Consider the following 26,766-nt stretch of genomic DNA (forward strand, 5'->3'; position numbering starts at 1 on the left):
ACTGAATGGGAGGCCCCTGCCTGAAAGTTGGCGTATTGGCGAACTCACCGGCCCAAGTCGGTGAGTTTGTTCGCTTGATTCAAACAGCTGGACATCGCGCCAGCGCTTCTTTAGATGCTTCCCAGCCTTTACCTAGTGTGCTGCCAGAAGCCGATGTGTGGCTGGCGACCTCTAACCACAGTGAGCGGGCTAGGCGGTTGTTAGAGTCTTTAGATTCGACCAATACCCCTATTATTTACGAAGACGAAGGCCTAGTTGAAGGTGATGAAGAATTAGCTTCGCTTGGCCCGGCTGAATTGCGCGTTAAGCGGGCTAAACGTTTAGCCAACAAGCTGCAATTATTGGCTCACGGGCATGTACGTGACTCATCATCGCAAACGCGTGCGCGCGCTAAGCATGTTTGGGTATTGGCTGCTTCCACCGGCGGGCCTAAAGCGATTGCCGAATTCCTAGATGAAATTCCAGCGACACTGTCTGATGTTGCTTTTTTATACGTACAGCATATTGATAGCGGTACGATGGAAACCCTCAAACAAGTGGTTGATAAGCACTCGGCATTTTGCGTCCGCTCATTGGATGCTCCATGTGTCATTCGCGAAAAAACGGTGTATCTAATCCCACCCAACACGCAAATAGATTTATTAGATAGCGGTGTGATTACGCCTTTAGATCAGCCTTGGTTGGGCGATTATTCGCCATCTATTGATCAAGTAATTGCTAAGGTTGCTCGCGTGTTTGCGCAGCGTGGCGGCGCGATTATTTTTACCGGCATGGGGGATGATGGCGCCCGAAGTAGTAAATTATTGCACTACCGTGGCGGTAAGGTGTGGGTGCAAAGTGCCAATTCGTGCGCTGTGGACTCCATGCCCGTCAGTGTTCAGGCTTTGGTCGATGTATCTGTTGATGGCGCGCCGGCGCAGTTGGCTCAAAAGTTGGTGGCGCACTTTACTGCGCTGCAGGCATCTGATTCGGGAATACCGACATTATTTAATGACTAATGCGCCTCGCGCGGTGCATTGTGTAACAACAAAGAAAGGTAATTCAAATGCAAGATCAAGACGTTACAGAAGGCGTGGGTGCGCCGGAAGAAGGAATGGCCTGTTTTGTTCTGCCTATACAAGGTGGCGCATTACTGGTGCCAAGTGTGAGCATTGCGGAAATCGCGCCTGTTGCACCGATCTTCCCTGACAACAGTGGTCCGGATTGGTTTTTGGGGCACTACAGTTGGCGCAACCGCCGGGTTCCATTACTTAGTTTCGAAAAGCTAACCCGTGAGCAGGGCGGCGGTATTAACCCCAATGGCCGAATAGCGCTCTTTAACAATACGGGTGAAAATACCGAAGTTGGCTTTCTTGCCATTCCGACGCAAGGCATTCCCAGAGAAGTGATGCTTTTACCTGAGGATATGGAAGACTCCCAAGGCAATGTCAGCCTAGGTGCTTTCGAGACGCTGTGCGTGAAGTTTGAGGATGAAGAAATGATCATCCCGAATCTAGGAGCTCTAGAGGACGCCTATTTGGCTTACAAGGATCGCTTACTGTAGGTTGACCTAAGTGGCTGTAGTTATCCAATTCTCGTTTTTATTATTGCGGACTATATTTTGTGTTTATATTTTTTGTTGTGCGCAGCTTGCTTGCGCGGGAGAGCCTAGGGTGAGCGCTATCATTACGCTTGAGCACGGCCCTTATTCCATGGTGGTGGACGCTAATAACGGTGCTCGAATCATTGAATTTTCTTTTAAAGGAAAAAATGCACTAACGACCAAGGGCCCGCAAATTGGCTCGACCTTTTGGCCTAGTCCTCAGCATTCCTGGGGTTGGCCGCCGCCGCCGGCACTTGATAGTCAACCCTATGAAGCAAGTGCCGTAGAAGATGGCTGGGTCTTTACGAGCCAAGTTTGCCCCTTAACACATTTAGTGCTGAGCAAGAGTATTCGTCCTAGCGCAAAGGGATTTAGGGTGGAATACCGAATGCACAACCCTAGTGATAAAAAGCTGGAGTATGCGCCCTGGGAAATTACGCGCGTTGATGGCGGTTTAACGTTTTATAAAGCGGCGACAGCACCCTTAGAGATTTCTTCTTTGCCGGTAGTGGCGCTGGGTAATAGCTTTTGGTTCTCGTACGTACCGGCGGGTTTTGATCAGAATTTAAAACTGTTTGCTAACAATAGTGATGGTTGGTTGGCCAATGCCAATAACGGTTTATTACTGAAAAAAATATTCCCTCAAATTGCTGAGGGCAATATCGCTCCCCAGGAGGCCGAGGTAGAAGTCTACGCGCACGGTGACCCTAAAAACCCTTACATTGAAATAGAGCAGCAGGGGCGGTATGGCGAAATTGCGCCAGGTGAAACAGCCGTTTGGTCTGTCGAATGGGAGCTCTCGGAGCTTCCTGTAGGATTAGCGCCGACTATTGGTAGCGCGGAACTACTCAAGCTCGCCGAAAAGTAACAAGTATTAGCTGTAAAAAAAGGGGCTATCGCAAAGCGGTAGCCCCTTTTTTGTGTGCAGTAGAAAGCTATTAACGGATGTGGCGGTTAATAATGTTTTCGTAAAGCTCTTGCTGGCCACTTGTCGCAGGTGGCTCACCAATAGCGTTACCGATGGCGGCTAAGTCAGCTAAAGACAATTTGCCCTCTTCAAACTCGCGACCTTTGTCTGAGTCAAAAGTAGCGTAACGCTCCGAGCGCATTTTCTCGAGCTGTGAGTTTTGGATAAGGTCATCAGCAATCAAGAGTGCGCGTGCAAATACGTCCATACCGCCAATGTGGCCGTAGAACAGGTCTTTAAGGTCCGTTGAATTACGACGCGCCTTAGCATCGAAGTTCACGCCGCCGCCTTGGAAACCGCCAGCGCGCAAGATCACTAGCATCATTTCAACGGTTTCGTTGATGTTGTATGGGAACTGGTCAGTATCCCAAGAGTTTTGGTAGTCGCCACGGTTAGCGTCAATGCTACCGAGCATGCCAGCATCAGCAGCTACTTGCAGCTCGTGATCCATGGAATGCTGTGCCAGGGTTGCGTGGTTAGTCTCGATGTTCAGTTTGAAGTCTTTATCTAAACCATGCTGGCGCAAGAAGCCGATAACGGTTTCACTATCAACATCGTACTGATGCTTAGACGGCTCCATTGGCTTAGGTTCGATGAAGAACGTACCTTTAAAGCCTTGGCTACGTGCATAGTCACGAGCCATGGTTAAAAAGCGCGCCAAATGCTCTTTCTCGCGATTCTGGTCTGTATTCAGAAGGCTCATGTAACCTTCACGGCCGCCCCAGAACACATAGTTTTCGCCATCAAGGGCGATAGTCGCGTCGATTGCATCTTTCAATTGAGCACCGGCATAGGCGACTACGTTGAAGTCAGGGTTGGTCGATGCGCCATTCATAAAGCGTGGGTTGGTAAATAAGTTGGACGTGCCCCACAGCAATTTAACGCCAGAGGCTTGTTGTTTCTCTTTGAGTACGTCAACCATTGTTTCAACGCGCTTGCTGAATTCGGCGCGAGTGGTACCAGCTTCCTCAACCACGTCAACATCGTGGAAGCAGTAGTAAGGTGTACCGAGCTTGGTGATGAACTCAAATGCTGCGTCCGCTTTTTTCTTGGCGCGTGTGATTGGGTCAGCACCTTCAAACCAAGGGTGGCGACGTGTGCCTGGACCAAACGGGTCGCCGCTGGTGTCGCAGAAAGTGTGCCAGTAGCAGGTAGCGAACTTTAAAAATTCTTTCATAGTCTTACCGGCGACTACGCGGTTTTCGTCGTAGTAGCGGAAAGCTAGTGGATTATCTGACTCTGGACCTTCAAATTGAATTTTGTTAATTCCTTTGAAGTATTCAGTATCTCCGATGAGTACGCTCATAGTATTTACCTTGTAAAAACAGTTTGCACTGTGTGATGAATAAGTGGTGTTAAAGGCGGCGGGCTTAAACCGCTGAGTTTAAGTCGGCTTGCCAGCGGGCATAGGCCGCTGAGTATTGCTCCATGGCGCCTTGCTCGGGCTCCAAGACTTTGGCCCGCTCGATGGTTCTGAATGTTTCTGCTTCGTTGCTAAAAAAGCCATGTCCTAACGCCGCGCCCCTTGCGGCACCTTCTGCACTGTCTGTTGTTAATAGTTCTAGTGTGCATTGGGTGGTATTGCAAAAAGCATGTTGAAAAATAGGGCTTAGGAATAGGCTGCTTGAAGGCGCGCGAATTACTTTACTTGCACCGCCAAGGCCTTCTATTACTTCAAAACCGGCTTTCAGGGCAAAGACAATGCCTTCTTGTGTGGCGCGTACAACGTGCCCTAGAGAATGCCGGTTGAAATCTAAATGGCTTAGGCCGCCACCCAATATTTTATTGTTAAAGATGCGCTCGGCGCCATTGCCAAAGGGCATAAAACTAAGGCCTTCGCTACCAATGGCAATAGGCTCAGCGGCTTGGTTTAGCTTGTCGTAACCGATGCTGTCGCCGGACGCGCTAAGCAGTTCACGCAACCAGCTCAGTGACCGGCCGGCACCATTAACACAAGCCAGAATGCCGTTGCGTGGTGCGGTCTCGGTATGTGTTACATGCTGAAAGGTGTTAACGCGGTGTTGGCGATCGCCTACGGCTTGGTCGGTTACGCTGTAAATAACCCCCGAGGTACCTGCCGTTGCGGCCACATCACCAGGGTTTAAGACATTCAAGCTGAAAGCGTTGTTTGGTTGGTCTCCGCAGCGATAGCAAATTGGGGTGTTCACTGGAATACCTAGCTCAGCTGCTGTCGTTGCACACACGTTTGCCTGCTGACCTATAGCAGGGACAACATCGGGAATTAAACCGCTATCTATATCCCACTTCTTAAGCAAGTTTTGTTCAGGTTGTTGGTTGATATGGTTCCACAGCATCCCTTCAGAAAGGCCGGTTGCGGTGGTTGTGACTTCGCCGCTGAGCTTCATTGCAATGTAATCGCCGGGAAGCATGATTTTATCAATTTGGCTGAAAATCTCAGGTTGATTCAATTGTACCCAGCGAAGCTTGGCGGCAGTGAAGTTGCCCGGGGAATTAAGCAGCTGTTCAAAGCAGTAGTCTTCGCCGAGTTGCTCTAAGCCGTCTTGGCCTAGAGCTACAGCGCGGCTGTCGCACCAAATAATGGCGGGGCGAAGAACGGCTTGATTCTTATCTACGCAGACCAACCCGTGCATTTGATAGGTAATGCCGATAGCCGTGACTTGTGTTGCGTCAATGTCGTCTCGAGTAAAAAGCTCTTTGCAGGCTTCTTGCGTGCACTGCCACCAAAACTCCGGTGATTGTTCTGCCCAACCAGCCTGTGGGCTGCTAATTTCCATCTCAAGCTTAGGGTAATGTGTTGCTGCCACAGTGCGGCCGCTGTCCCCGTTAAATACAGAAACTTTTACAGAGGAGCTGCCAATATCGATACCAAGAAAATACATGTTTACAACAGACCTTAATTATTTTTGCGTTTATAACTGGGAGTGGGCGTAATGCTGTAGCACTTCAAAATAGCGCAACTTGAATACCAGAGCGGCTGAATCAATAAGCCTAAAGGAGCTGACCACAAAAGCTTGATGCTAGCCGGTGAGGTTAGAGGATATGCGGGCTCTGTAGTTACAAGCTTTTTCGCTGGAATGCCCTCCTTTTTTAACTAGCCATTTCGCGAGTTGTTATAGGCTCTTCTCCGCTTTAGTGAGGTGATCTAGTGGCTTCCATAGAACATGGATTGCTCGTCAGGCATCGATGATTGCCTTATTTTTAGCTTGAAGTACTCGGTATCCTTGATGCCTCTTGCTCGCTTGCGAATCATGCCAATGCTGACATTGCCGGCTTCAATTCTGGCGCTAGTCAGCCCGTGTTTTCCGTAGTTACAAATGCCTACGCTATGCTTCCTTAGTGACTTTGCAAATTTCTTGAGATAGAGCATATTCGTCTGTTCCGCGATGTCGCACCACTGCTCCAATGCATTCATCATGGCGTCATAATTCCCTGCATTCCACAAAGCTTGGAGCTGCTCTTTGAGTATATAAAGTGTATTGATATTGGAATTATTTTCGAGCAATGTCTGGAGTTTATTGGCTTGTTTATCATTTAACTTGTCGGCATTTTTTAACAACAGGTAGTGGGTACCTTTAAGCTGCTCTTTGCCTGCGCGATCCGCCTTTCTGAACTCGATCCTACGCTGATTGCTCATGGCTTTACTGTAGTTTTGCATCACATGAAACCGATCGAAAACAATGTCAGCATTAGGCAAGCATTCGCGTACCGATTTTTGATAGGCTGGCCCCATATCCATGGCTACCGCCTCTATGTTTTCAGCGGTTTGTGCTGGTAAGCGCTTTAGAAACGCTGTCAACACCTCGGCTTTACGGCCTGTCTCAACGCCAATTAAATGACCGGATTCCATGTCATAAATCACCGTCATATAATCATGGCCTTTGGCTCTAGCGACTTCATCGACCCCAAGATATTTTAAGTCAATTAATTTTTCAGGATTAAGTGCAGGCAACGTTTTCTCTAGGTGAAATTTATCCATATTTTTCACCGTTTCCCATCGTAGCTTTAGGTGCCGACTGACCGTGCTGATACTCATATGGCGACACAATCCGCTCACCAACTGGCAAAATCTTTGAGTATAGCGATTGCCTGTATCGACAAATTCGCAAGCCTCCATTAGACGCCTACCGCAAGTCGTCACAACTTGAGCGAGCTCAACTTCCAAATAGCACTCGAAGCCACACAAAGGGACATCACGGATCGTTCTGCGCAAGTATCGGTTGATGTTGGCCGCCTCATTACTTGACGGGTCAATCGCTCTATAACGACGGTCTCGCTTGCAGTGTATAGTCAATCTTTGCAGGGCCAAGTCATGCTGAACTTGTTTGACACGCTGACCAGGAAGGCTCAAAATTTTGCTGGAGATGTTAAGGCTCATATATTCGTTTAAGTGTAGTGGCGTGAGAACCTTACATTTCAACGGATATGGCGGGTCTTAGCATCTCTTTTTACCTCACTAAAGCGGAGAAGACCCTTGTTATAGTCAGGAAGCTATTAAGTTTCAATGACTTGTGTGATTTTTGTTGTCTTTGAGTATCCAAAATTCAGCCGGTATTTTTATGTCTCCAAATAGTGCATTTTTATAGTTTTTTTAGGCACTATTTGGCTTTATTGTTACAGGTTTGCGGTGGGTGGAGATTTTAAGCGCTGATTTTCACGGTATTGGCTAGGCGTGAGTTGTTTTTTCTCCAAAAATTTTCGATTAAAGTGTGAAATATTACCGTAACCGCAGGTGAGCGCAATATCGAGAATATCTTTATCAGAGGAGCTGAGTAAATGGCAAGCTTCAGCTATCCGAACTTCGTTTACAAACGAAACAAAAGTGCGGCCAGTCTGGGTGCGGAAAAAGCGCGAAAAGCTTTGCGGTGCCATGTTAACGAGTTTGGCGATATCCGGTTGGCGAATCTCTTCGTGAAAATGATTTTTAACGTAGTTGATGGCATTGGTCAGCCTGTCGACTCCCTTAACGGATTTATCTACGCGGTAGTCACTGCTGATAAGGCGCTTTTGTTCGCATTGCGTTAGTTTTTCGCACAGGATTAATAATTGCGCAATGCGTGTCATTCCTTGGCTATCGCAAACCCTTTCGAGTTGCTCGCGAATATCTTGCGGGTAGTTGGTGAATTTTACGGCTTGCCCTGAGGCTTTGAATAGCGAATGTATTGCTTGTGCTTCCGGTAAGTTATAAAAACTCTCGCCTAAAAACAGCGGGTCGAATTGCACAACAAGCATTTCGTTGTTGACTGCTTCGTCATCACTTATCCAGCAATGAGGGATGTTCGGTCCAACAAGGATTAAGTTTCCAGGGTAAAAACTTTCGATATGATCGCCCACAAATTGTTTGCCGCGACCCTTGAGTATTAGTGAAAGCTCGTACTGAGGGTGAAAGTGCCATGTATGGTTGGACTGAAACGCCGGGCAAGAAAATTGGAGAACTCTAATAGATTCTTGTTCGTTTAGTACAACATTTTCAAACGCTGGTTTTCCCATAAGTCTAGTCGATAATCAGAGGAGTAATAGTATTTATTATATGCGCAAATCGTACGCTATGTTCAAGTGGCTGATCACTTGTCGTTATTGAAATGTTAACCCATCACTAATGGTAATAGGGACTAATTGTTGGCATGTTGAGTACAAGTATAATTTGTATCAGTTTGAAGATAAAAAAAGCTTCATTGGCTGCTAAATAAAGATTATCTCTTATGTTTAAAAATAGGTAGCTTATTTTCTTATAATGGCAGCAGTCTTTGCGATCTGTCATTTAACGCGCTTTATTTGAGGCGTTAGATATTAGGTTGTTGTCATCTTTCCGAGTTTTTTCTGGTATTTTATTCGTCGCTTGTTCTAAAAGTGATGTCGATCGGCCATCGATGAGTCAGCTTGGTCTAGCTTCAGTTGCGGGCGGTTGATGTAATAGGTTGAGAGTGGCGCCGCTTGTAGTGACAGGCGATTAGGATCTGTCATATCGCAGCGATAGACATATAGCATTACACCTATAGCATTGATCCTGCCGTTTTGAACCTGAGGATGAACGTTGCTTTTATGCTGGTTTGCTGGCCGCAGCGGATTCGTCAGCCGAGGGCTTTTACTTGCAGGCGCAGTGTTAATTCCGGGTTTTGGGGGTAAGCCTCCGCGCTACTAGTAAGAATGGCAAAGTGGCAAATGGCTGCTTTTGTTGAATGGTGGTTGAATTTCCGGAGCAACAGACTTACTCAAAAAAACAGTTGAATTTAAACCCGGTAATCAAGCTAGTATAGCGCCTGTCGATGCGTAATTCGGCGATGGTATAAACAGCAGTCAATAGCGTTTCTTAACAATAACGACAAACTTGAGCAAAAAAACGGTATGGATAATAGCAATATTCAAAATAATCACAATTTTTCTTTTATTGTATTAATTAGTTGCATAGCAACAATTGGGGGGTTTTTATTTGGTTTTGATAGCGGTGTAATTAATGGCACTGTCGATGGTTTAAGAACAGCATTTAATTCTGATTCTATGGGCACAGGGTTTAATGTTGCTTCTATGTTATTGGGCTGCGCTGTAGGGGCTGCAATGGCTGGGCGGTTAGCCGATTTTTACGGCCGTAGAACGATGCTTATCCTAGCGGCAATATTCTTTATTGTTTCTGCTTGGGGGTCTGGCGTTGCAGGCGGCTCCGTTGAGTTCATTATCTATCGTGTGCTCGGGGGGCTTGCTGTTGGCGCTGCCAGTGTTATGGCACCTGCCTATATCAGTGAGGTTGCGCCTGCCGCTTATCGCGGACGCTTAACAACAATTCAGCAAGTGGCTATTATTTCGGGTTTGACGGCGGCATTTTTAAGTAATTATTTGCTAGCTGATATTTCTGGCTCAGCCTTAAGCCCTTTATGGTTAGGGTTTGATACTTGGCGCTGGATGTTTTGGGTTGAGATTCTTCCCGCAGCCATATTCCTAGGCGCTTTGATGCTAATTCCTGAAAGCCCACGTTTTCTAGTAAGTCGTCAGCAAAAAGAAAAGGCCTTAGCCGTACTTAAAAAGCTTTATGGCGATGCCGAGGGCGAAGCTAAATACACTGAAATCGATCAGTCATTAGCCAAAGACCACCATCGTCCAGCGTTAAAAGATTTAATTGATAGTAAAACCGGCCGGATTCGTCGTTTAGTCTGGGTGGGTATTGGATTGGCGACGTTCCAGCAGTTGGTCGGTATTAATGTGGTATTTTATTATGGTGCTGTACTTTGGCAGTCTGTTGGTTTCTCGGAAAATGATGCGCTGTTAATTAACGTGGTTTCAGGTGCATTAAGTATTGCAGCTTGTGTTGTGGCCTTGCTGTTGGTTGATAAGATCGGTCGTAAACCTTTATTGTGGATTGGTTCTGCCGGAATGGCGGTGACCTTAACGCTGTGTACCATTGCGTTTGCGACCGCCTCGTTTGATGACAGCGGCCAGCTGTCACTGACTAATTCAATGGGTACCTTGGCATTAATCAGTGCGAATTTATACGTCATCTTTTTTAACTTGTCCTGGGGGCCTGTAATGTGGGTCATGCTGGGTGAGATGTTCCCAAACCAAATTCGCGGTTCGGGCCTAGCCGTGGCAGGCTTATTCCAGTGGGGATCAAACTTCGCAATCACAATCACTTTCCCAATATTGCTTGCCGGTGTTGGGTTGGCTGGCGCGTACGGATTTTATGCTTTCTGTGCCTTTGTTTCGGTCGTGTTTATTATGAAGTATGTACACGAAACTAAAGGCGTAGAACTGGAAGATATGAAAGGTTAGTGGTGCGTTAACGCCAAAAAGGCGAGCTTGGCAAGCTCGCCTTTTTTTGTTTTAAACTATTGGGGCGAATTAAAACCGCGCTGGGTCAATCGAATAAATTACAAAAAACGGCCTAATACGCGGCTTAATAATTCACTTAAATGACGTAGAAATAGCGTGCCGCCATTGGGTTGGTAGCGCTCTTTATCTTCGTGCCCAACAGCAATGATAGCAATTGGGCGGCTGCCGTGACGAACAATACTTACCGCGGCAGATCCTACTTCCTCTTGATGTTCAAATAACGCATTAATTTCGGCCTGGCTAATACCACTGAAAGCCGTTTTGCTGCTATTGAGTCGGTCGTTAAGCATGGGGTGAAAGCTGTTTTCGGCCCAGAAGTGTGTTGTTGCTGAGTTAAGGCGCTGATCTAGCACCCAAATGGCTGCGTGTTTTACTTTGAACTCTTGGTCCAAGCTGTAGCTAAGTGCATCAAAAATATCGCCAAGCTCTGAGCACTCAATGAGTGATAATGTAAGGCGCTGGCTCAATTCAAAAAGGCGATCGTTCTCGCGCGCATTGGCGAGTAATATATTGAGCCGCTCGCGAATATTACTGTTGCGTTCGCGATAGGTGTGTACTTGTTTTTCGATCAGCGAAATTGCATTGCCTGACGGGTGTGAAAGCCTCAGGCTTAGCAGTAAATCAAGGTGGGTTTCGAAGAACTCGGGGTGTTCTACTAAATAATTAGCTACGCTTTCGTCATTAATTACTGGTGTAGGTTCTGGAGCAGTTGGTTTTTTATTATGGCTATCGCTCACTATGTTCCCCTTGTTAAATACGCACTTGCCCATGAAAAACGGTTGCTGTAGGGCCTGTCATCATTACTGAATGGCCTGGGCCTGGCCAAGTGATGCTCAAGCTGCCACCGGGTAAGTTAACCGTAACGGTTTCATCTAGTAGTGATTGTAATCTTCCTGCTACCACAGCAGCGCAAGCGCCGGTTCCGCAGGCTAGGGTTTCGCCCGAGCCACGCTCGTATACCCGTAGATTAATTTCGCCGCGATTGACAATACTCATAAAACCCGCGTTAACTTTGTTAGGGTACTGCGGGTGTGATTCAATCAATGGGCCAATAAGCTCTACTGGGTAGGCTGCTGCATCATCTACTACTGCAACCGCATGCGGGTTTCCCATGGATACAGCGCCGATATTCAAGCTTGAAATATTGGCTGTGTTCTCATTGATATCAATAGCGTAGACGCTAGCTTCAGCATCGGCAATAAATGGAATTTTAGGTGGCGAAAGCTCCGGTACGCCCATATCAACAGTGACGTTATATTTGTCGACCACATTTAATATCAGCACACCTGTTGCCGTTTCGGCGCGGATAACATGCTTTCCTGTTAATTTGCGCAAACGTACAAAAACAGCAAAGCAGCGGGCGCCGTTACCGCAATTTTCTACTTCTGAACCATCGGCATTAAAAATGCGGTATTTAAAGTCGGCGTCGGGCCGCGTGGGGGCTTCAACAATTAATATTTGGTCGCAGCCTACACCAAAATTGCGGTCGGCAATTTTACGCGCCCGATCTGGCGTAATATTCACTTGCTGGCTAATGGCATCGATCATGACAAAGTCATTGCCTAAACCGTGCATTTTGGTGAAGCGAATTTTCATAATGCCTCTTATTCTGATGCAGGGAGTATGGCTTCGAGGGCGACTAAGTCATCAATCGTTTCGCGTTTACGAATAACGTGAACGGCATCGCCATCAACCATAAGTTCGCAGGCACGAGGGCGAGAGTTATAGTTGGAGCTCATGGTAAAACCATAGGCGCCTGAGGATTTAATGGCGAGTAAATCGCCTTGCTCGATAGCGAGTTCACGATCTTTACCTAAAAAGTCACCGGTTTCGCATACTGGGCCTACGATATCCCACACTTGGCTGTCGGCATCGCGAGGGTTGACCGGAACGATCCCTTGCCAAGCTTGATAAAGCGCTGGCCGGATTAAGTCGTTCATGGCGGCATCAACAATGGCAAAATTTTTGTGCTCGGTGGGCTTGAGGTATTCCACCCGAGTTAGTAGCACACCCGCATTGGCGGCAATTGAGCGACCCGGCTCAAACATTAATGCCAGTTTTCTATCGCCAAGCTTTGCTTTAATAGCGCTAATGTAATCGCTCACAGCGGGTGGAACTTCCTGATCGTAAGTCACGCCCAAGCCACCGCCTAAATCGAGGTGGTGAATGGTAATGCCCTTGTCGGCTAATTTGTCGACCAACTGCAATACGCGATCGAGAGCATCAATAAATGGCTGTGTTTCTGTTAACTGAGAGCCAATATGGCAATCCACACCCACAATGCGCAAGCCTGGCAAGCTAGAAGCGCGCTGGTACACGGCGACGGCGTCATTAATATCGATACCAAATTTATTTTCTTTAAGGCCGGTAGAAATGTAGGGGTGGGTTTTGGCGTCGACATCCGGGTTTACACGAATTGAAATGGAGGCCACTTTATTTTGTGATCCGGCAACTTGAGAAAGGGTTTCTAGCTCGTTTGCGGACTCTACATTAAAACAACCTACGCCAACTTCAAGTGCGCGAGCCATTTCGCTGGCTGTTTTGCCAACACCTGAAAATACCATTTTTGATGGCTGGCCACCGGCGCGTAATACTCGCTCAAGTTCACCGACAGAGACAATATCAAAACCCGCACCTAAACGCGCCAGTACATTTAATACACCAATATTCGAATTAGCTTTTACGGCGTAGCAGATAGTGCCGGGCCATTCGCCCAAGGCATTGGCGTAGTCTTGGTAGGCGCTGGTTAACGCCGCGCGGCTATAAACATAAGCCGGCGTGCCAAATTGGTTGGCAATGGCATCTAAGCTCGCTTGCTCAAAATACAAGCTGTTGTTTTGTAATGTTAATGGCATATATAAACCTAGTGAGAGTGGGTCTCTGGGAGCTGTAGCGCGCCGGGTTGAGTGTCGGAAGCGCTAACGGCTGAGTCCGAGTTGGCTTCAGGGGCTATAAGTGGCCCTTTGTGGCCGCAACCATATAGGGAAAATACCAGCGCTAGAATAAACCCCGCGCGGTATTTATGTTGCCCGTTATAGCTTAGCTGTAATATGGCCAAAGGTGCACTGTTAATGCATGCGCTGCCCATCTTTCGCAAAGTGCGCATAGCCCAACTCCAGATAAATTTAATTAAACGCTGGAGTATACGGGCGGGCGGCTAGGTGAACAATAGCTAAAGGCGCGAGATCATTGTGATATCGGCGTTTGAAAGCGGTTTTACTTGACAGCTCTTAGGCGGCGAATGATTTGCTCGGCGGACTCGGGCTGCTTGGCGGTGGCTACTATTTGCTTAGCTTTAGGCGCCGTTTTTGAGGTTGGTTGGCCTGCGCGCGCATGAAGCGTGGCAATGGAATGCAAAGCTGTGCGAATGCCTTTATTTTGAGCTAGCTGGGACTGCGCTTGTTGAAGTTGGCAGGTTGCGTTGAGGGTGTCGAGCTGTTGTTCTAACCGAAATAGGTTGTAGCGGTTGTGGCTAAGAGTACCCTTAAGTGTATTTAGTGTGCTCTCAATGGTTAAAACCTGCTGGCGATTATTAAAAACATTCAGGTTGATTTTGGCAATCTCAGTGGCAAGGCCCAATGCTTTTTGTGCTTCTTCCTGCGCTAACGCATCCTGGGTGTCGCGTTCTATTTTTTGCGTTTGCTGTTCTAGCGCCAATAGTGCCGCTTTGGCTGCGGCATAATCGCTTTCTAGCGCTTTTAGCTGTTTTTCGCTGTCTTCAAACTGTTGTTTTACCGTGCAATACTCTTTGCGCACCAAGTGTTGCGCTTTGGCCTGCGCGCTAGCTTGTGCTTGCGCGCCACCAGGCGTATTGGCGAGTTGGGCTATTACGGTGCTCCAAGTATTCATAATGCGGACTCAATATCGTCAATTAAAAAGCCTTCTTTTTTTATGCAGTCCTTTAAAAAGTGGCTATAGGCGTTTGCAGCTTGGATAACATTGACGCCTAAAGTTTCAATTTCTAACACAATATTTGCTAGCAATGAGTTGGTCGAGAGTGCGCCAAATACGGTGTAGTAATCGTTACCGTCTGAGAATGTTTCTACGCCAATGGTTGATAATGGGAAATATTTATGGGTGCGCAAAATCGCGGCATCAAACTCGGCTGTGTCATTTACGTCGGTAACGGCCCAAAGTACCGCTTCAACGAGCATTTGCTGCCCAGCAATGGTTAGTAGTAGTGGTAGGTCGCCAAGTTCATGTAGGGTGACTTCTAGGGTATTGTCTTCGTTTAAAACCGTAAAGGTTGCAAGCTCGCTGGTGGCTAAATCGGTGGTAAGCAATGCCTCATAGAGTTTCTCGATAGTCCAGCTTGGCGGGTTGTGCGACAACATCGCATCGCCAACGAGTTGACCGGCATTGCCTAGCGTGGGTGGTTCGATGTGCAAGCGCAGTTCTTTTTCTACAAGCGATAAAAGCTTACCGTTTTCGGGAATAATCCACGCTTCTTTTTTAACGAGGCCTTGTTCGCGCAAACGCTTGCGAAACTCCCGCTGATAATGTGCAGATGATTTGGGCTGGTTGCTAGCGGCTTTTTTTGTGGGCATATATCGTTGCTTTACCAAAGGTAATGGGTGAGTTGGGCCAACGTGTACCAATTACATGTAAATATCGCCCATTATATCGACTTGAGCAAGGATTGCATGCACACAGGCTATATGTGACCGGATTACGATTTTGCAACAGCAATTATCTCGGTACGAATGTCAATTTACTGGCGCCATCACCCGACGGGTGGCTTATAACCTTTGTGGTCACTGATAATTGACGCACAGAATCTGCTTTTAGTCCTGAATACAATCTGAACGGCTAGCACTCACGCACGTGTTGCCCGTTTTGTGTCGGGTTCAATTCAACCATATTGCTGCGTATTGGTGGGCTGCGAGCATGCCGGTAATGGAATAACTAACCTTAAGTATCAAACATGTCCTTTCGCTTTAAACACTTTATTCACGATATTTTACGTATAGCTTCGTTGAATTGCGCAGGCAAAGGGGGCCGCGTGGTTGCCCTTAAGCGCAAGCAAGCAGGGGCGGCTTTGGTCGAGGTGTTAGCTGGGGTGACGGTAATGGGGAGCGTGGCTGCCGTTGCGTTACATAATAATGAAGCAACAGAGCAGTTGGCGTTGCAAACGCATGCCCAAGTAACGGCCTCAGCGTTGCATAGCGCGGTAATATTACAGCAGGCAAAGTGGGCTGTTAGCCAGGGAAATATGGCATCTGGGTTAGTATTCTCGTCGCAGGGTATACCAATGGGCGTTGATGCCCTGCCGCAAGCTAGCCAAGCTGATTGTGATCAATTATGGCGCGCGCTAGTGTCGTTACCCAGCCCGGTAGGTGATCGCTCACGTTATTGGTTTGCGAGCCCTCGCGGCAACGCTTGCCGCTTTTCGTACCACCACGAAAAGCTGCCGCCAGTACATATTGACTACCATACCCAATCTGGCGATATCACTTACACACTGTAGCGTTCTAAAACTGCAATCTGTGTGTCATATCTAGCGCAAGAGCATCTTCAACATTGGCTTTGCCCAAATTCGCTATTCGTGTCGTAAACTTAAGCTGTTACTTTAATAAATGTGTATTGAATGCAGCCAATAGGCGAGGGCAAGTTATGGCCGATTACCAAGCACCAATTACCGATTTATCGTTTTTGTTAGAGCACTTGATTAAGGCAGATCAGCTGTGGCCGCAATTAGGCCTGCACGATGCCGACCCAGAAACCGCTAAAGCCATATTGGAGGAGGCCGCTAAGTTGTGTGAGCAAGTTATTGCCCCACTTAACAGAGAGGCCGATGAGACCGGTACGCACTTGACGGCGGGCAAGGTGGTTGTTCCCGATGGTTTTAACGAGGCGTATAGCGCTTATTGCGAAGGTGGTTGGGGAGCATTAGGCGGTGATGCGCAATACGGTGGCATGGGTATGCCGAAAACCTTGGTTGCCTGTGTTGAGGAAATGCTGCAGGGCGCTTGTATGGCATTTGGCTTGGCGCCCATGCTTACAGCGGGCGCATGCCTTGCCCTTAACGCGCATGGCAGCGACAATTTAAAAGAGCGCTTTTTGCCTAATATGTACACGGGGCAGTGGGCGGGGGCAATGGATTTAACCGAGCCCCATGCGGGCACAGATCTTGGCCTTATTCGTACCAAAGCGGTGCCCTTAGAGCAAAACATGCTAGGGGAGGCTTTGTACGCGGTAACTGGCACCAAGATTTTTATTACTTGGGGCGAGCACGATATGGCCGAAAACATTGTGCATTTAGTGTTGGCTAAACTGCCCAATGCACCTGCTGGCTCTAAAGGCATTTCTTTATTCCTAGTGCCTAAGCACCTCCCTAATGAAGATGGCAGCTTAGGGGCCCGCAACACTGTGAGTTGCGGTGCGCTTGAAAAGAAAATGGGTATTAAATCATCTGCCACTTGCGTGATGAATTTTGAAGAGGCCAAGGGCTGGTTGGTCGGTGAGCCGCATAAAGGTTTGGCGGCAATGTTCACCATGATGAATTACGAGCGCTTAACAGTCGGTATTCAAGCGGTTGCAGTAGCGCAGGCTAGCTACCAAAGTGCCAGAGACTACGCCAGCGAGCGTTTGCAAAGCCGAAGCTTAAGCGGCGCCCAATTTCCTGATGATCCGGCCGACCCCATTATTGTGCACCCCGATGTACGCCGCATGTTAATGCATATGCGTAGCTTTAACGAAGCCAGCCGAGCCTTCTATTTGTATGTTGCGCAATATTTGGATATTGCTAAATACAGCCAGGACGACAAAACAAAATCGCAAGCTGAAGGGCGCATCGCCTTGTTAACACCTGTGGCCAAAGCTTTTATGAGTGATATGGCGCTATCTGCAGCTATTGAAGGCCAGCAGGTTTTTGGTGGCCACGGCTATATTCGCGAATGGGGACAAGAGCAGTATGTGCGAGATATACGTATTACTCAAATATATGAGGGTACAAATGGAATACAAGCGTTAGATTTGCTAGGCCGCAAAGTTATTGCCAACAAAGCGGTGATCCTTAACGACTATTGCAGCGAAATACTCCATTTTGTTCAACATGATTTAAGCGGCGAGTGGCAAAAAGAAGGCGCGAAATTAGTTGAGTGCATCCATGAGGTTACAGCGTTAGCGCAAGAGTTGATTGCGCGCGCCGGTAAATCCCCTGATGTGATTGGTGCAAGTGCTGTTGATTTTTTGCACGCGCTTGGCTTAGTTTCCTACGGTTATTTATGGCTTAAAATGGCGCACAGTACAGAGCATATACAAAGCGGCGGCGTAGCAAGCGAGGGCGCTTACAGTGCCGAATTTTTGGCTGCCAAACAGTATTTGTGCCGATACTTCCTTAATCGCGAATTACCACGCGTAAGCTTTTTGGCAGAGCGAATACGCTCACACAGTGATGATCTAATGGTGATGCCTGCCAGCCATTTTTAAAGGCCGTTTAGCATTAAAAAATTAAAGTAATTACTGGAACTTTTTTTTAATCATAGGCTCTTTTTAATCGATTCATCATGCAGGGTTTACGTTTGTAAACCCGTCGATTAACGGAGAGCCTTTAATTATGAAACATGTTTTAGCGTCTGTTATTGTTGCGGCTGGATTGTCGTTAGGCGGTTTGTCCAATAATGCATTAGCTTTGTGGCCATCAGCTGATAGTGATGGTAATAATTTGCCAACACTGGCGCCAATGTTAGAAAAGATAAACCCCGCAGTTGTGAATATTGCGACTTACACTTCGCGTGATAACGACAACCCCTTATTAAACGATCCAGCCTTTCGCCGCTTTTTTAATATTCCCGATCAGCCAGAGCGCAGAGAACGCAGTGCCGGTTCTGGCGTTATTGTTGATGCCGGTGAAGGTACTGTTATTACTAACCATCACGTAATCAAAGGGGCGGATGAAATCCATGTATCCCTCACTGATGGCCGTTCTTTTAAAGCCGAGCTGATAGGTTCAGACCCTGAAGTGGATATTGCAGTACTCAAAATCGATGCAGAAAACCTAACGGAAGTTAAGCGCGCCGATTCCACAAAAATGCGTGTGGGCGATTTTGTTGTTGCCATTGGCAATCCTTTTGGCTTAGGGCAAACAGTGACAACCGGTATTGTGAGTGCGCTAGGGCGCACGGGGTTGGGCATAGAGGGCTACGAAGATTTTATTCAAACCGACGCTTCTATTAACCCTGGTAACTCTGGTGGGGCTTTGGTGAATTTAAAAGGGGAGTTAATTGGTATTAATACCGCGATTATTGCCCCCAGTGGCGGTAACGTAGGAATTGGCTTTGCCATTCCCATGAATATGGCAAACGTCAGTGTCGAGCAAATCCTGAGTCACGGTGAGGTGAAGCGCGGCCAAATTGGTGTAGGCATACAAGATGTAACGCAAGAGTTGCAAAAAGCTTTCGGTTTGAAAAATGGCCAGTTGGGTGTTTTAGTGACTAACGTTAGCGAAGGCTCTGAGGCTGATAAAGCGGGGCTAAGCCCTGGCGATGTGATTATTGCGGTTGATGGTAAAGATACGCTCAGCGCTAGCCAGCTACGTAATCAAATTGGTATTCGCCGCATTGGTGATACGGTAAAAATTAAAATAATTCGCGAAGGTGATGAAAAAACCTTTAAAGTTAAAGTCGGTGATCCGTCGTCGATTTCTGGCAATGGTAAAGTGCATAAGCTATTTGAAGGCGCTAGCTTAGAGCCCAATAAAGATGGTAAGGGCGTTATCATTACGCAAGTTGCTCGTGATAGCCATATTGCACGCTCGGGCTTGCGCCCAGGGGATGTTATTATCGGAGCCAACCGCATGCGCACTGATAATATGCAGGAATTGAAAGACGCTTTGTCACGCAATAAAAAGCAAGCCTTGCTGCATATCCAGCGTGGTATGGGAACATTTTATATTGTGATTCAGTAATCTAACTCAGCGCCCCTGAGAATGGGGCGCTTTTCAGTTTTTACTGGGTAGAGCCTACATTAATCATCAAACATATTCATAATGTTACTCACGGTTTCGCTTGCGCGTTGTTCTACTTGCGCAACACTGGCTTTGCCAAACCCTTCCATTTCTAAATCTTCTTCTGGTATTTCTTCAATAAAGCGGCTAGGTGATGTTTCTATTTTTTCGCCAAATTGCTTTCGGCTAGCGCTGAGTGTCATTGTGAGTGTTTTTTGAGCGCGGGTAATACCTACATAAGCTAAGCGGCGTTCTTCTTCGATGTTGTCGTCGTCAATACTGTTGCGGTGGGGGAGTAGTTCTTCTTCCATGCCGACTAAAAATACATGGGGGAATTCCAGCCCTTTACTTGCGTGTAGGGTCATTAATTGAACCTGATCAGAATCGTCTTCGTCTTCTTGCCGCTCCATTAAATCCATTAATAATAATTTAGCGATGGCGTTTTTAACGAACTCTTCGTTGTCTTCGGCGCTTTCGTCGCGCGCGATGGCATTTTCGATATTGTCGGTTAAATACCAAACATTTTGCATGCGTTTTTCGGCAACTTTGGCACTGCTGGCGTTTTGAAAAAGCCAGCCTTCGTAATCGATATCTTCGATCATTTCTCGAATGGCCGTGACGGGATTATTTTGGTGACAGTTATCGCGTACACGTTTTAGCCAGCCAGAAAACTCTCGCAGCCGCTCTAGACCTTTGGCGGGCAAAATGGCGTGTAAGCCCATTTCGTCGCAAGCAGTTAAAAGGCCTATTTCACGCTCGGTGGCATAGCGCCCTAAGGCCTCTAGTGTTGAGGTGCCTATTTGCCTGCGTGGTGTATTAATAACGCGCAAAAATGCGTTGTCGTCATCGCTATTTACCAATAATCGCAGGTAGGCCATGATGTCTTTAATTTCGGTGCGGGCAAAAAAGCTGGTGCCGCCACTAATATTGTAGGGTATTTGGTTTTGCTGCAATTTAATTTCGAGTATGCGGCTTTGGTGGTTGCCCCGGTATAAAATGGCGAAATCTTTAAAACTTAAACCACGACGCATTTTTTGATTGAGAATTTCCATCGCGACGCGTTCGGCTTCGGCATCGTCGGTTGGGCAGCGGATTAAACGCAAGTGTTCGCCTAAACCAAAATCACTCCACAATGTTTTAGTGAATTCGTGCGGGTTGTGGCTAATCACTGCGTTGGCTACGCGCAAAATGCGGGCTGTAGAGCGGTAGTTTTGTTCTAGCTTAATAACGTGTAGGGAAGGGAAATCCTGTTTTAATAAACTTAAGTTTTCGGGGCGTGCGCCACGCCAAGCGTAAATACTTTGATCGTCGTCGCCGACCACGGTTAAACCGCCGCGCCCGCCAACAATTTGCTTTACCAGCTGATACTGACTTTCGTTGGTATCTTGATATTCGTCGACCAATAAATAACGCAATTTGTGTTGCCAGCGTTCAAGTACCGCAGGTTGGTCATTAAACAGTTTTACCGGCAGGCAAATAAGGTCGTCAAAGTCTACGGCGTTGTATGCTTGTAAAGCTTGGTTATAACGTTCAAAAACATTGGCAATGCAAAGCTCGGCAGGGCTATCTGCCCGGTTTAGGGCTTCTTTTGGGCTGATCATTGCACTTTTGAAGTTGGAAATTTCGCTTTGCACTAAATCGACATTATCGCTATCAAGCTCGTTTTGCTTGAGCATTATTTCTTTTAATAGCCCTTTCGCATCTTCGGCATCAAAAATCGAAAAGCCATTTTTTAAGCCTAAGGCTTTATGTTCTTTGCGAATGATGTTCATGCCCAAGTTGTGAAAGGTCGATACCGTAAGCCCGCGAGAGGCCTTGCCTTTAACAAGCTTGTTTACGCGCTCTTTCATTTCGCGCGCGGCTTTGTTGGTAAAGGTTACAGCAGCGATATTGCGCGCACCCATGCCGCATTCTTCAATGAGATAGGCAATTTTGCGGGTAATTACACTGGTTTTGCCAGAACCTGCGCCAGCCAGCACTAGGCATGGGCCTGCAATGTAATGAACGGCTTCGCTTTGACGGGGGTTAAGTTTGTTGGCCATGGGGTACAGCGGTCAAAAATGGGCGCTATTTATACCATGAAATGGGCTTTGATTCAGGCTATGCGTGCTTTTGGTATTCATTGATTGCCCTCGGTGTATGCGCAGCCTTGGGTCAAGTGTGCACTGGGTCTTGTTTTGGTGATGGCGACCGTTTATCGGCCATTTACCGGATGACTGACCCGACGATAGAGGTTGTTTTGACTAGGCTCTGAGAAGGTTATTTTGGCGCCTGCTGTCACATTGACGATGGGTTTGCTTGGGGCTGTTTCTATTTTGTGCGATGTATTAGGAGTACTGTATTTTGACAAAACAACTTTCGATGGCCATTTTTACACTGTGTTTAGGTAGCGTATTGGCGGCGCCGTTAAGCTATGGGATTGATAACGGTAGCCAGATGAATGCCAAGTTCCGCATTAACTATGCTGGTTATCTGCCGCAGGCGAGTAAAACGGCGCTATACATCAACCCATATACCGGCCCTGTAAATTGGCAAATTGCAGGCACCCAGTGCAGCGGCTCAGAAGATTCTTATATTAATAATGATATAAGTTCTGGCGATAGTTTTTACCGTATTGATTTTTCGCATTGCGTAGAAGAGGGAGATGGCTTGCGGCTGGTTATTGGTGCTGACCAATCGGTTCCTTTTAATATCAGCAATGACCCGTACGGCAATATCAAATACGAATTCTTTGATTATTTTAAGGACCACGAAGGTGCTGCAACCTTTATTAATGCAAAAAATAACTGGGCGACAGGGCTCGCCATTAGTTTTTCGTATGTTAAAGATGCCGGCGATAACGGCGCTTACCCTACCAATACCGCCGAGGCGGCATGGTCGCTAATTAATTTATTGGAAACCTACCCTGCGGTTAATAGTTATTACAGTAGCCAGTGGGCCGGCGCACGCACGGTATACGAGCAATTATTGATTTTAACCGAGCAATTCGACCATGTGTTTGATCACGGTGGACCTTTAGCCATTGCTAAATTTCATACCAATGTTAATAGCTCTTGGGCTGCTTGCGCACCTTATACCAGTGGTACATGTATTTCTGAGCCAGAAACCAAAGCGACTTTCGCCAGCGCGCGTACACTGGCAGCGATGGCGCGTTTGCATTTAGATTATGCCTCTGAAGCTTTGGCTTTAACGGCCTACAACAATGCCAAAGCCGCGCTTGCTAGCGCGCAAAGCGAGCCCTTGGTATGCAACCAAGCCGATGCGTTTGGCGGTGAGGGCGGCATGTACCCCGATAACGATAATTACAGTATTTACCGCAACCCTAAAGCCGCACGCGATAATTGTGCGCCCGATAAAGATAATACCGCCGACGACGAATATGCCGCTTTGGTAGAAACCTACCTGGCGGCTATTAAACTGGGGTTTACCACTGATGCGGCTAATTACCGCAGCCAAGTCATTAACCATGCGCGCTTTGCTGAGGCTTCGTCGTTTTGGTGGGGGGCTGTCAGTATGGAGGGGAATTTATCGCTGTTAACTCACGCGGCGTTACACTCCATTGACCTTACAGGGTTTAAAAATAATGTTCTTAATAAAGCCGATGCCATTCAAGCTAACCAAGCTTTAGGTTACCCAGGGGTTACTTGGGACCCGACATCAAATGCTTGGGATAATGGCGATTTAGATAATGCGGATAACAATGTGCGCTGGGGTTCGCACCGTATGGCGTTAAACGATGCACGAATTTTAATGGCGGCGTCTGAAATTCAGAAAGACGCGAATGAATCTGCCGCTGCAGCTGGTTATGCGCGCAGTGCCATTGAGGTGCTGGACCACATGAGCGGTATAAACGCGATGAATTTAGCCATGTTTACCGCGCCGGATTATCCGCAGTTTGAAAATGCGGTAGAGCGCACGCACGATGGTGCGAATAACTCTGATTCGTGGTCGGGTAAGTTAGTGTTAGGCCCTAATAACTGGACCAACGCTGATGATGGTGCCATGCCCGCATTTAATAGCCAGCCTGGCCTTAAAATGTTTGCAGTGACGGGCACCGGTTGGTCATCGCGGGAAATATCTATCGATGCTAATGCGGCTTTGGTGCCAGTGGCTTATTTCGCTACCGAAATAGCACCGGCTATTTTAGCGCAGGACCCTTTAGGTAACACCACTTTGCCGGCCAACGTACCGGCAGCGCCTTCTTTGTTTAGCGCACAAGCCGGCGGTGCAAATAGCATCACGTTAAGCTGGCGCGATAATTCTGGCGCCAATGATGATGCCGAAACGGGTTTTTATGTTTACCGCAATAGCCAGAATGTTAAGCCGGCATCAGCTGTTACTAGCTTGCCAGCGGGGGCAACATCTTGGGTGGCTACTGGTTTGACTGCACAAACACCGTACTATTTTTGGCTAGAAGCCTTTAATGCGAATGGCGCATCAGCAGCTGTTGCTACAAATGCAACGACGACCGCTTTACCCGCATTTAGCAACTTGCTGGAAAACGGTGATTTCGCACTGTCGACCTCGGGTTGGTTGTGTACAACCCCCTCGGGCAATGCTACGTGCAGCGCGGCGGGCGGTGCTTATGCTGTGAATATTCAAAATGGCGGCTCTGCTGCATGGCATATTCAACCAAAGCAGGAAGGTTTAACTTTAACCAGTGGTCAAACCTACACTTTTGCCTTTGATGCACGCGCGAGTGCAAGCCGAAACGCCGAAATTAAAGTCGAACGCAGTGGCTCGCCTTGGGAAGACTTTTCGCAAACGGGCGCTGGGCAGTCACTAACAACCACTATGCAGCGCTTTAGCTATACCTTCGAGATGCCCACTTCGTTAAGCAATGCTCGAGTTGTGATGAATGTGGGCAATAGCAATAGCGATATTGTTGTCGACAACATGTGGTTAGTGGCAGGTAGCGTAGACCCTTGTGGCGCAGTGGTAGGTTGCGATGCAGCAGAGCCGCCCCCAAGTTACGAAATCACCGTTACCAGCGGCGCGAACGGTGCGGTATCGCCTGGCAGCATTGATGTTACTCAGGGCCATGATCAAACCTTTAACATTACCCCCAATGCGGGCTACCACGTATTGAATGTGGTAAAAAATGGCATTTCTTTGGGGGCGCTAACAAGCGTTACTTTTACAGATGTAAACGCTAGCCAAACTTTGCAGGTCGCATTTGAGCAAGATGCCGCGATAACGCATACCATTACTGTTGATGCTGGCCAAAACGGCACTATTTCGCCAACGTCGGCAGCGGTGGCTAATGGCGGCAGCGCGACTTTCAGCATTACGCCGAATACCGGTTTTCACATTTTGGATGTGACTAAAAACGGCGTGTCCTTGGGGTCGGTTGATAGTGTGAGCTTTGCCAATGTATCGGCAGATCAAACCCTAAGCGCAACTTTTGCACAAGATGCTGTTGCAAGTTATACCGTGGCGGTTAATGCGGGTGCTAATGGCAGTATATCGCCGACCACAGCCACTTTGACGCACGGCAGCAGCCAGACTTTTAGCGTTGTGCCTGATGCCGGTTACCGTGTGGCAGATGTGGTAGTTAATGGCCAATCTGTGGGCAACCTTACGAGCTACACGATTGAAAATATATCGAGCAATCAAAACCTGAGTGCAACCTTTGAGGTTGTTGCCAGCGGCGGTAATAGCCCTTGTGCTAATTATTGTAGCAACCCCGAAACCGTCACATCTGGCCAAAATAGCGGTGTAGGCACTGGTGATGTGTGCCAAGAAATTAACAGCCCTATTCAAGGCGGCAATTGTTATAACTTAGCGAGCCCGCGGCAGTTGTCGGTTAATGGCCAAGTTATGTCGTGTAGTAGTTGGGATGTTCCAGCCCCCGAAAACGGTGGCTATTGCGTGCAAATAACTGCAGGTGGCGTACCTTGGGCGGGTTATTCGTACTGGTAGTGTAAGCAAAGTTGGTTATCTAAGCGTGAAGGCCCTTAATGGGCCTTTTTGTTGCGTTCGTACAATGCAGAGGCATGCAGTACAATGCCGCCTCTATTTCCTTTATCCAGCCCATTAGACTAAACGTATGTTAAATAACGATATATTGCGCCGCTTGCGTTACACCTTTGATTTTACCGATACCCAAATGATAACGCTGTTCCAGCATGGCGGCAGCACTGTAACCCGCGAGCAGGTGAGTAGCTGGTTGAAAAAAGAAGATGCCCAAGGGTTTGTATCGTTAAATGATAAGAACTTGGCTATTTTCTTGAACGGCTTGATTATCGACAAACGCGGCGCGCGCGAGGAACAACCGCCAAAACCGGAAGCAAAGCTCACCAATAATATGGTGATGATGAAGCTAAAAATAGCGCTTAATTTGCGCGCAGACGATGTGTTGGCGTTGCTGGCACTGGCGAACTTTAAAATTAGCAAGCATGAGTTAAGCGCATTTTTTCGCCGCGCAGGGCATAAACAGTACCGTGAATGCCTTGATCAAGTATTGCGTAATTTCTTGCAGGGCATGCAATTAAAGTATCACGACAAAGTTGAGGGCAGGGCTTTTGATTGGGGTGAGCACTAAGAAGCTTCCTGTTTAGTTTTATGCCGCATAAATACTACCAAAAAGGTCCAGCTGGATTAAGTAAAGGCGCATATCAAATTCTAGCTGGTGGTAGTTTGGCTGCATGTGATGGCACAACCGGTAAAATGCTTTGTTGTGCTGCTTTTCCTTTAAATGCGCTAATTCGTGTACCACAATCATATTTAAAAAATCTTCCGGTGCTTTTTTAAAAACAGCGCCAATACGCACCTCATTTTTACTTTTTAGCTTCCCGCCTTGAACGCGCGAAACGTAACTGTGTAGCCCAAGCGCATTATGAATAACATGCAATTTGCTATCGTATATGACCTTGCTCAAGGGTGCAGATTTTTGCATGTATTGGTTTTTAATGTCGACAACATATTGGCGAAGGTCGTGATCGTTTGTAATGCTATGGGTAGTAGGGTAGCGACTAAGCAGCACCTCGGCTAACCGGTTTTTATCGACTAATGCTTGAACTTGAGCAAGCACAGCAGGTGGGTAGTTTGCTAAATATTTTTGAATGGCCATAACGCTACTGTTTTTAAATTTTCTGTAATTTAGTTTGAGGGCGAATCCGGTGGATAAATATTTGTTTACCCATTTATAGAATGCATATTGTTATTACTACTTTTGGTTAGCTGTGTATCTGCGATTAGCTTATTCGCCTTAAGGGTATTCCTAAAAATACACTTTTTTCGCGAAGGCTGCGTCATCGTTTTTTTGTTCCTCGATATTTCGTTCCGCAATAGCTCATCGATATTGTACTCTCGCTAACTGCTCTTTGCGCTATTCTAATTAGCCACTCCGGTGTGCCGGTGTAATGTCTAATAAGAGGCATTCCGCCTCGATGCATTATCCTAAAACGTACGTTCTATACGGATGCAATGTCTAATAAATAAGTCTTGTGCCGATGCGTCGCTCACGCC

Annotated in this window: 20 protein-coding genes; 9 read left to right on the top strand and 11 right to left on the bottom strand. The window is 47.3% G+C overall.

Translation table 11 applies throughout. The features are described 5' to 3' along the window. Window positions 1-5 precede the first annotated feature (5 nt). From MARGE09_RS11600 to MARGE09_RS11610, 3 genes are all read left to right on the top strand, one after another. Window positions 6-998, top strand: coding sequence for a chemotaxis protein CheB (locus tag MARGE09_RS11600; RefSeq protein ID WP_236982072.1), 993 nt, complete (start codon window positions 6-8; stop codon window positions 996-998). A gap of 47 nt (window positions 999-1,045) precedes the next feature. Next, window positions 1,046-1,543, top strand: a complete 498-nt coding sequence (locus MARGE09_RS11605; RefSeq protein WP_236982074.1) for a chemotaxis protein CheW — start codon at window positions 1,046-1,048, stop codon at window positions 1,541-1,543. A gap of 109 nt (window positions 1,544-1,652) precedes the next feature. Further along, on the top strand, window positions 1,653-2,450 hold the full coding sequence (locus tag MARGE09_RS11610; RefSeq protein ID WP_236982076.1) for a DUF4380 domain-containing protein: 798 nt from the start codon (window positions 1,653-1,655) through the stop codon (window positions 2,448-2,450). Between the two features lie 70 nt (window positions 2,451-2,520). Here MARGE09_RS11610 and xylA read toward each other — a convergent pair whose 3' ends face one another. From xylA to MARGE09_RS11630, 4 genes are all read right to left on the bottom strand, one after another. Then, window positions 2,521-3,855, bottom strand: a complete 1,335-nt coding sequence (xylA, locus tag MARGE09_RS11615) for a xylose isomerase (RefSeq protein ID WP_236982078.1) — start codon at window positions 3,853-3,855, stop codon at window positions 2,521-2,523. Between the two features lie 64 nt (window positions 3,856-3,919). Then, complete coding sequence (locus MARGE09_RS11620) at window positions 3,920-5,410, bottom strand: xylulokinase (RefSeq protein WP_236982080.1); 1,491 nt, start codon at window positions 5,408-5,410, stop codon at window positions 3,920-3,922. Between the two features lie 263 nt (window positions 5,411-5,673). Further along, entirely contained in the window at window positions 5,674-6,906 is a 1,233-nt protein-coding gene (locus tag MARGE09_RS11625; RefSeq protein ID WP_236981837.1) for an ISL3 family transposase, read from the bottom strand. Between the two features lie 236 nt (window positions 6,907-7,142). Next, window positions 7,143-8,018 carry a helix-turn-helix domain-containing protein gene (locus MARGE09_RS11630; protein WP_236982082.1) on the bottom strand — a complete coding sequence of 292 codons (876 nt, stop codon included), beginning with the start codon at window positions 8,016-8,018 and terminating at the stop codon, window positions 7,143-7,145. 855 nt (window positions 8,019-8,873) lie between these two features. Between MARGE09_RS11630 and MARGE09_RS11635 the strand changes: the two genes are divergently transcribed. Continuing rightward, on the top strand, window positions 8,874-10,289 hold the full coding sequence (locus MARGE09_RS11635) for a sugar porter family MFS transporter (RefSeq protein WP_236982084.1): 1,416 nt from the start codon (window positions 8,874-8,876) through the stop codon (window positions 10,287-10,289). A 98-nt stretch (window positions 10,290-10,387) separates the two neighbouring features. Here MARGE09_RS11635 and MARGE09_RS11640 read toward each other — a convergent pair whose 3' ends face one another. From MARGE09_RS11640 to MARGE09_RS11660, 5 genes are all read right to left on the bottom strand, one after another. Further along, complete coding sequence (locus tag MARGE09_RS11640) at window positions 10,388-11,086, bottom strand: DUF484 family protein (RefSeq protein WP_236982086.1); 699 nt, start codon at window positions 11,084-11,086, stop codon at window positions 10,388-10,390. 13 nt (window positions 11,087-11,099) lie between these two features. Beyond that, window positions 11,100-11,945, bottom strand: coding sequence for a diaminopimelate epimerase (dapF, locus tag MARGE09_RS11645; protein WP_236982088.1), 846 nt, complete (start codon window positions 11,943-11,945; stop codon window positions 11,100-11,102). 8 nt (window positions 11,946-11,953) lie between these two features. Further along, window positions 11,954-13,204 (bottom strand): diaminopimelate decarboxylase, encoded by a 1,251-nt coding sequence (gene lysA / locus MARGE09_RS11650; protein WP_236982091.1) that lies wholly within the window; start codon window positions 13,202-13,204, stop codon window positions 11,954-11,956. 361 nt (window positions 13,205-13,565) lie between these two features. After that, window positions 13,566-14,198, bottom strand: a complete 633-nt coding sequence (locus MARGE09_RS11655) for a hypothetical protein (protein ID WP_236982093.1) — start codon at window positions 14,196-14,198, stop codon at window positions 13,566-13,568. Continuing rightward, window positions 14,195-14,896, bottom strand: a complete 702-nt coding sequence (locus MARGE09_RS11660) for a YjfI family protein (protein ID WP_236982094.1) — start codon at window positions 14,894-14,896, stop codon at window positions 14,195-14,197. The genes MARGE09_RS11655 and MARGE09_RS11660 overlap by 4 nt, the downstream gene beginning before the upstream one ends. 377 nt (window positions 14,897-15,273) lie before the next feature. Here MARGE09_RS11660 and MARGE09_RS11665 point away from each other — a divergent pair, with 377 nt between their 5' ends. The 3 genes from MARGE09_RS11665 (at window position 15,274) to MARGE09_RS11675 (ending at window position 19,257) form a co-directional block, all read left to right on the top strand. Further along, a complete protein-coding gene (locus MARGE09_RS11665) occupies window positions 15,274-15,816 on the top strand; it encodes a hypothetical protein (RefSeq protein ID WP_236982095.1) in 543 nt (180 codons plus the stop codon). A gap of 146 nt (window positions 15,817-15,962) precedes the next feature. Continuing rightward, on the top strand, window positions 15,963-17,780 hold the full coding sequence (locus MARGE09_RS11670; RefSeq protein WP_236982096.1) for an acyl-CoA dehydrogenase C-terminal domain-containing protein: 1,818 nt from the start codon (window positions 15,963-15,965) through the stop codon (window positions 17,778-17,780). Between the two features lie 127 nt (window positions 17,781-17,907). Continuing rightward, window positions 17,908-19,257, top strand: a complete 1,350-nt coding sequence (locus MARGE09_RS11675) for a DegQ family serine endoprotease (protein WP_236982097.1) — start codon at window positions 17,908-17,910, stop codon at window positions 19,255-19,257. 59 nt (window positions 19,258-19,316) lie between these two features. On the opposite strand, the gene rep is transcribed toward MARGE09_RS11675, so the two are convergent. Then, window positions 19,317-21,338, bottom strand: a complete 2,022-nt coding sequence (gene rep, locus MARGE09_RS11680) for a DNA helicase Rep (RefSeq protein WP_236982098.1) — start codon at window positions 21,336-21,338, stop codon at window positions 19,317-19,319. A 301-nt stretch (window positions 21,339-21,639) separates the two neighbouring features. On the opposite strand from rep, the gene MARGE09_RS11685 reads away from it, so the two are divergent. Both MARGE09_RS11685 and MARGE09_RS11690 read left to right on the top strand, forming a co-directional pair. Continuing rightward, complete coding sequence (locus MARGE09_RS11685; protein WP_236982099.1) at window positions 21,640-25,218, top strand: carbohydrate binding domain-containing protein; 3,579 nt, start codon at window positions 21,640-21,642, stop codon at window positions 25,216-25,218. Window positions 25,219-25,345: 127 nt separating this feature from the next. Beyond that, window positions 25,346-25,840: a YehS family protein gene (locus MARGE09_RS11690; protein ID WP_236982101.1), complete on the top strand. Its 495-nt coding sequence runs from the start codon at window positions 25,346-25,348 to the stop codon at window positions 25,838-25,840. A gap of 18 nt (window positions 25,841-25,858) precedes the next feature. On the opposite strand, the gene MARGE09_RS11695 is transcribed toward MARGE09_RS11690, so the two are convergent. Next, on the bottom strand, window positions 25,859-26,368 hold the full coding sequence (locus tag MARGE09_RS11695) for a YgjP-like metallopeptidase domain-containing protein (protein WP_236982103.1): 510 nt from the start codon (window positions 26,366-26,368) through the stop codon (window positions 25,859-25,861). Window positions 26,369-26,766: the final 398 nt, after the last annotated feature.

The sequence above is a fragment of the Marinagarivorans cellulosilyticus genome (assembly GCF_021655555.1).
GTDB classification, from domain to species: domain Bacteria; phylum Pseudomonadota; class Gammaproteobacteria; order Pseudomonadales; family Cellvibrionaceae; genus Marinagarivorans; species Marinagarivorans cellulosilyticus.

What these genes read in the sequence shown, in the direction of transcription:
- MARGE09_RS11660 (WP_236982094.1), bottom strand. Translation starts at nt 14,896, where the DNA reads ATGCCCACAAAAAAAGCCGCTAGCAACCAGCCCAAATCATCTGCACAT.
- MARGE09_RS11665 (WP_236982095.1), top strand. Translation starts at nt 15,274, where the DNA reads ATGTCCTTTCGCTTTAAACACTTTATTCACGATATTTTACGTATAGCT.
- MARGE09_RS11670 (WP_236982096.1), top strand. Translation starts at nt 15,963, where the DNA reads ATGGCCGATTACCAAGCACCAATTACCGATTTATCGTTTTTGTTAGAG.
- MARGE09_RS11635 (WP_236982084.1), top strand. Translation starts at nt 8,874, where the DNA reads ATGGATAATAGCAATATTCAAAATAATCACAATTTTTCTTTTATTGTA.
- rep (WP_236982098.1), bottom strand. Translation starts at nt 21,338, where the DNA reads ATGGCCAACAAACTTAACCCCCGTCAAAGCGAAGCCGTTCATTACATT.
- xylA (WP_236982078.1), bottom strand. Translation starts at nt 3,855, where the DNA reads ATGAGCGTACTCATCGGAGATACTGAATACTTCAAAGGAATTAACAAA.
- MARGE09_RS11630 (WP_236982082.1), bottom strand. Translation starts at nt 8,018, where the DNA reads ATGGGAAAACCAGCGTTTGAAAATGTTGTACTAAACGAACAAGAATCT.
- MARGE09_RS11675 (WP_236982097.1), top strand. Translation starts at nt 17,908, where the DNA reads ATGAAACATGTTTTAGCGTCTGTTATTGTTGCGGCTGGATTGTCGTTA.
- dapF (WP_236982088.1), bottom strand. Translation starts at nt 11,945, where the DNA reads ATGAAAATTCGCTTCACCAAAATGCACGGTTTAGGCAATGACTTTGTC.
- lysA (WP_236982091.1), bottom strand. Translation starts at nt 13,204, where the DNA reads ATGCCATTAACATTACAAAACAACAGCTTGTATTTTGAGCAAGCGAGC.
- MARGE09_RS11690 (WP_236982101.1), top strand. Translation starts at nt 25,346, where the DNA reads ATGTTAAATAACGATATATTGCGCCGCTTGCGTTACACCTTTGATTTT.
- MARGE09_RS11625 (WP_236981837.1), bottom strand. Translation starts at nt 6,906, where the DNA reads ATGAGCCTTAACATCTCCAGCAAAATTTTGAGCCTTCCTGGTCAGCGT.
- MARGE09_RS11620 (WP_236982080.1), bottom strand. Translation starts at nt 5,410, where the DNA reads ATGTATTTTCTTGGTATCGATATTGGCAGCTCCTCTGTAAAAGTTTCT.
- MARGE09_RS11600 (WP_236982072.1), top strand. Translation starts at nt 6, where the DNA reads ATGGGAGGCCCCTGCCTGAAAGTTGGCGTATTGGCGAACTCACCGGCC.
- MARGE09_RS11655 (WP_236982093.1), bottom strand. Translation starts at nt 14,198, where the DNA reads ATGAATACTTGGAGCACCGTAATAGCCCAACTCGCCAATACGCCTGGT.
- MARGE09_RS11695 (WP_236982103.1), bottom strand. Translation starts at nt 26,368, where the DNA reads ATGGCCATTCAAAAATATTTAGCAAACTACCCACCTGCTGTGCTTGCT.
- MARGE09_RS11605 (WP_236982074.1), top strand. Translation starts at nt 1,046, where the DNA reads ATGCAAGATCAAGACGTTACAGAAGGCGTGGGTGCGCCGGAAGAAGGA.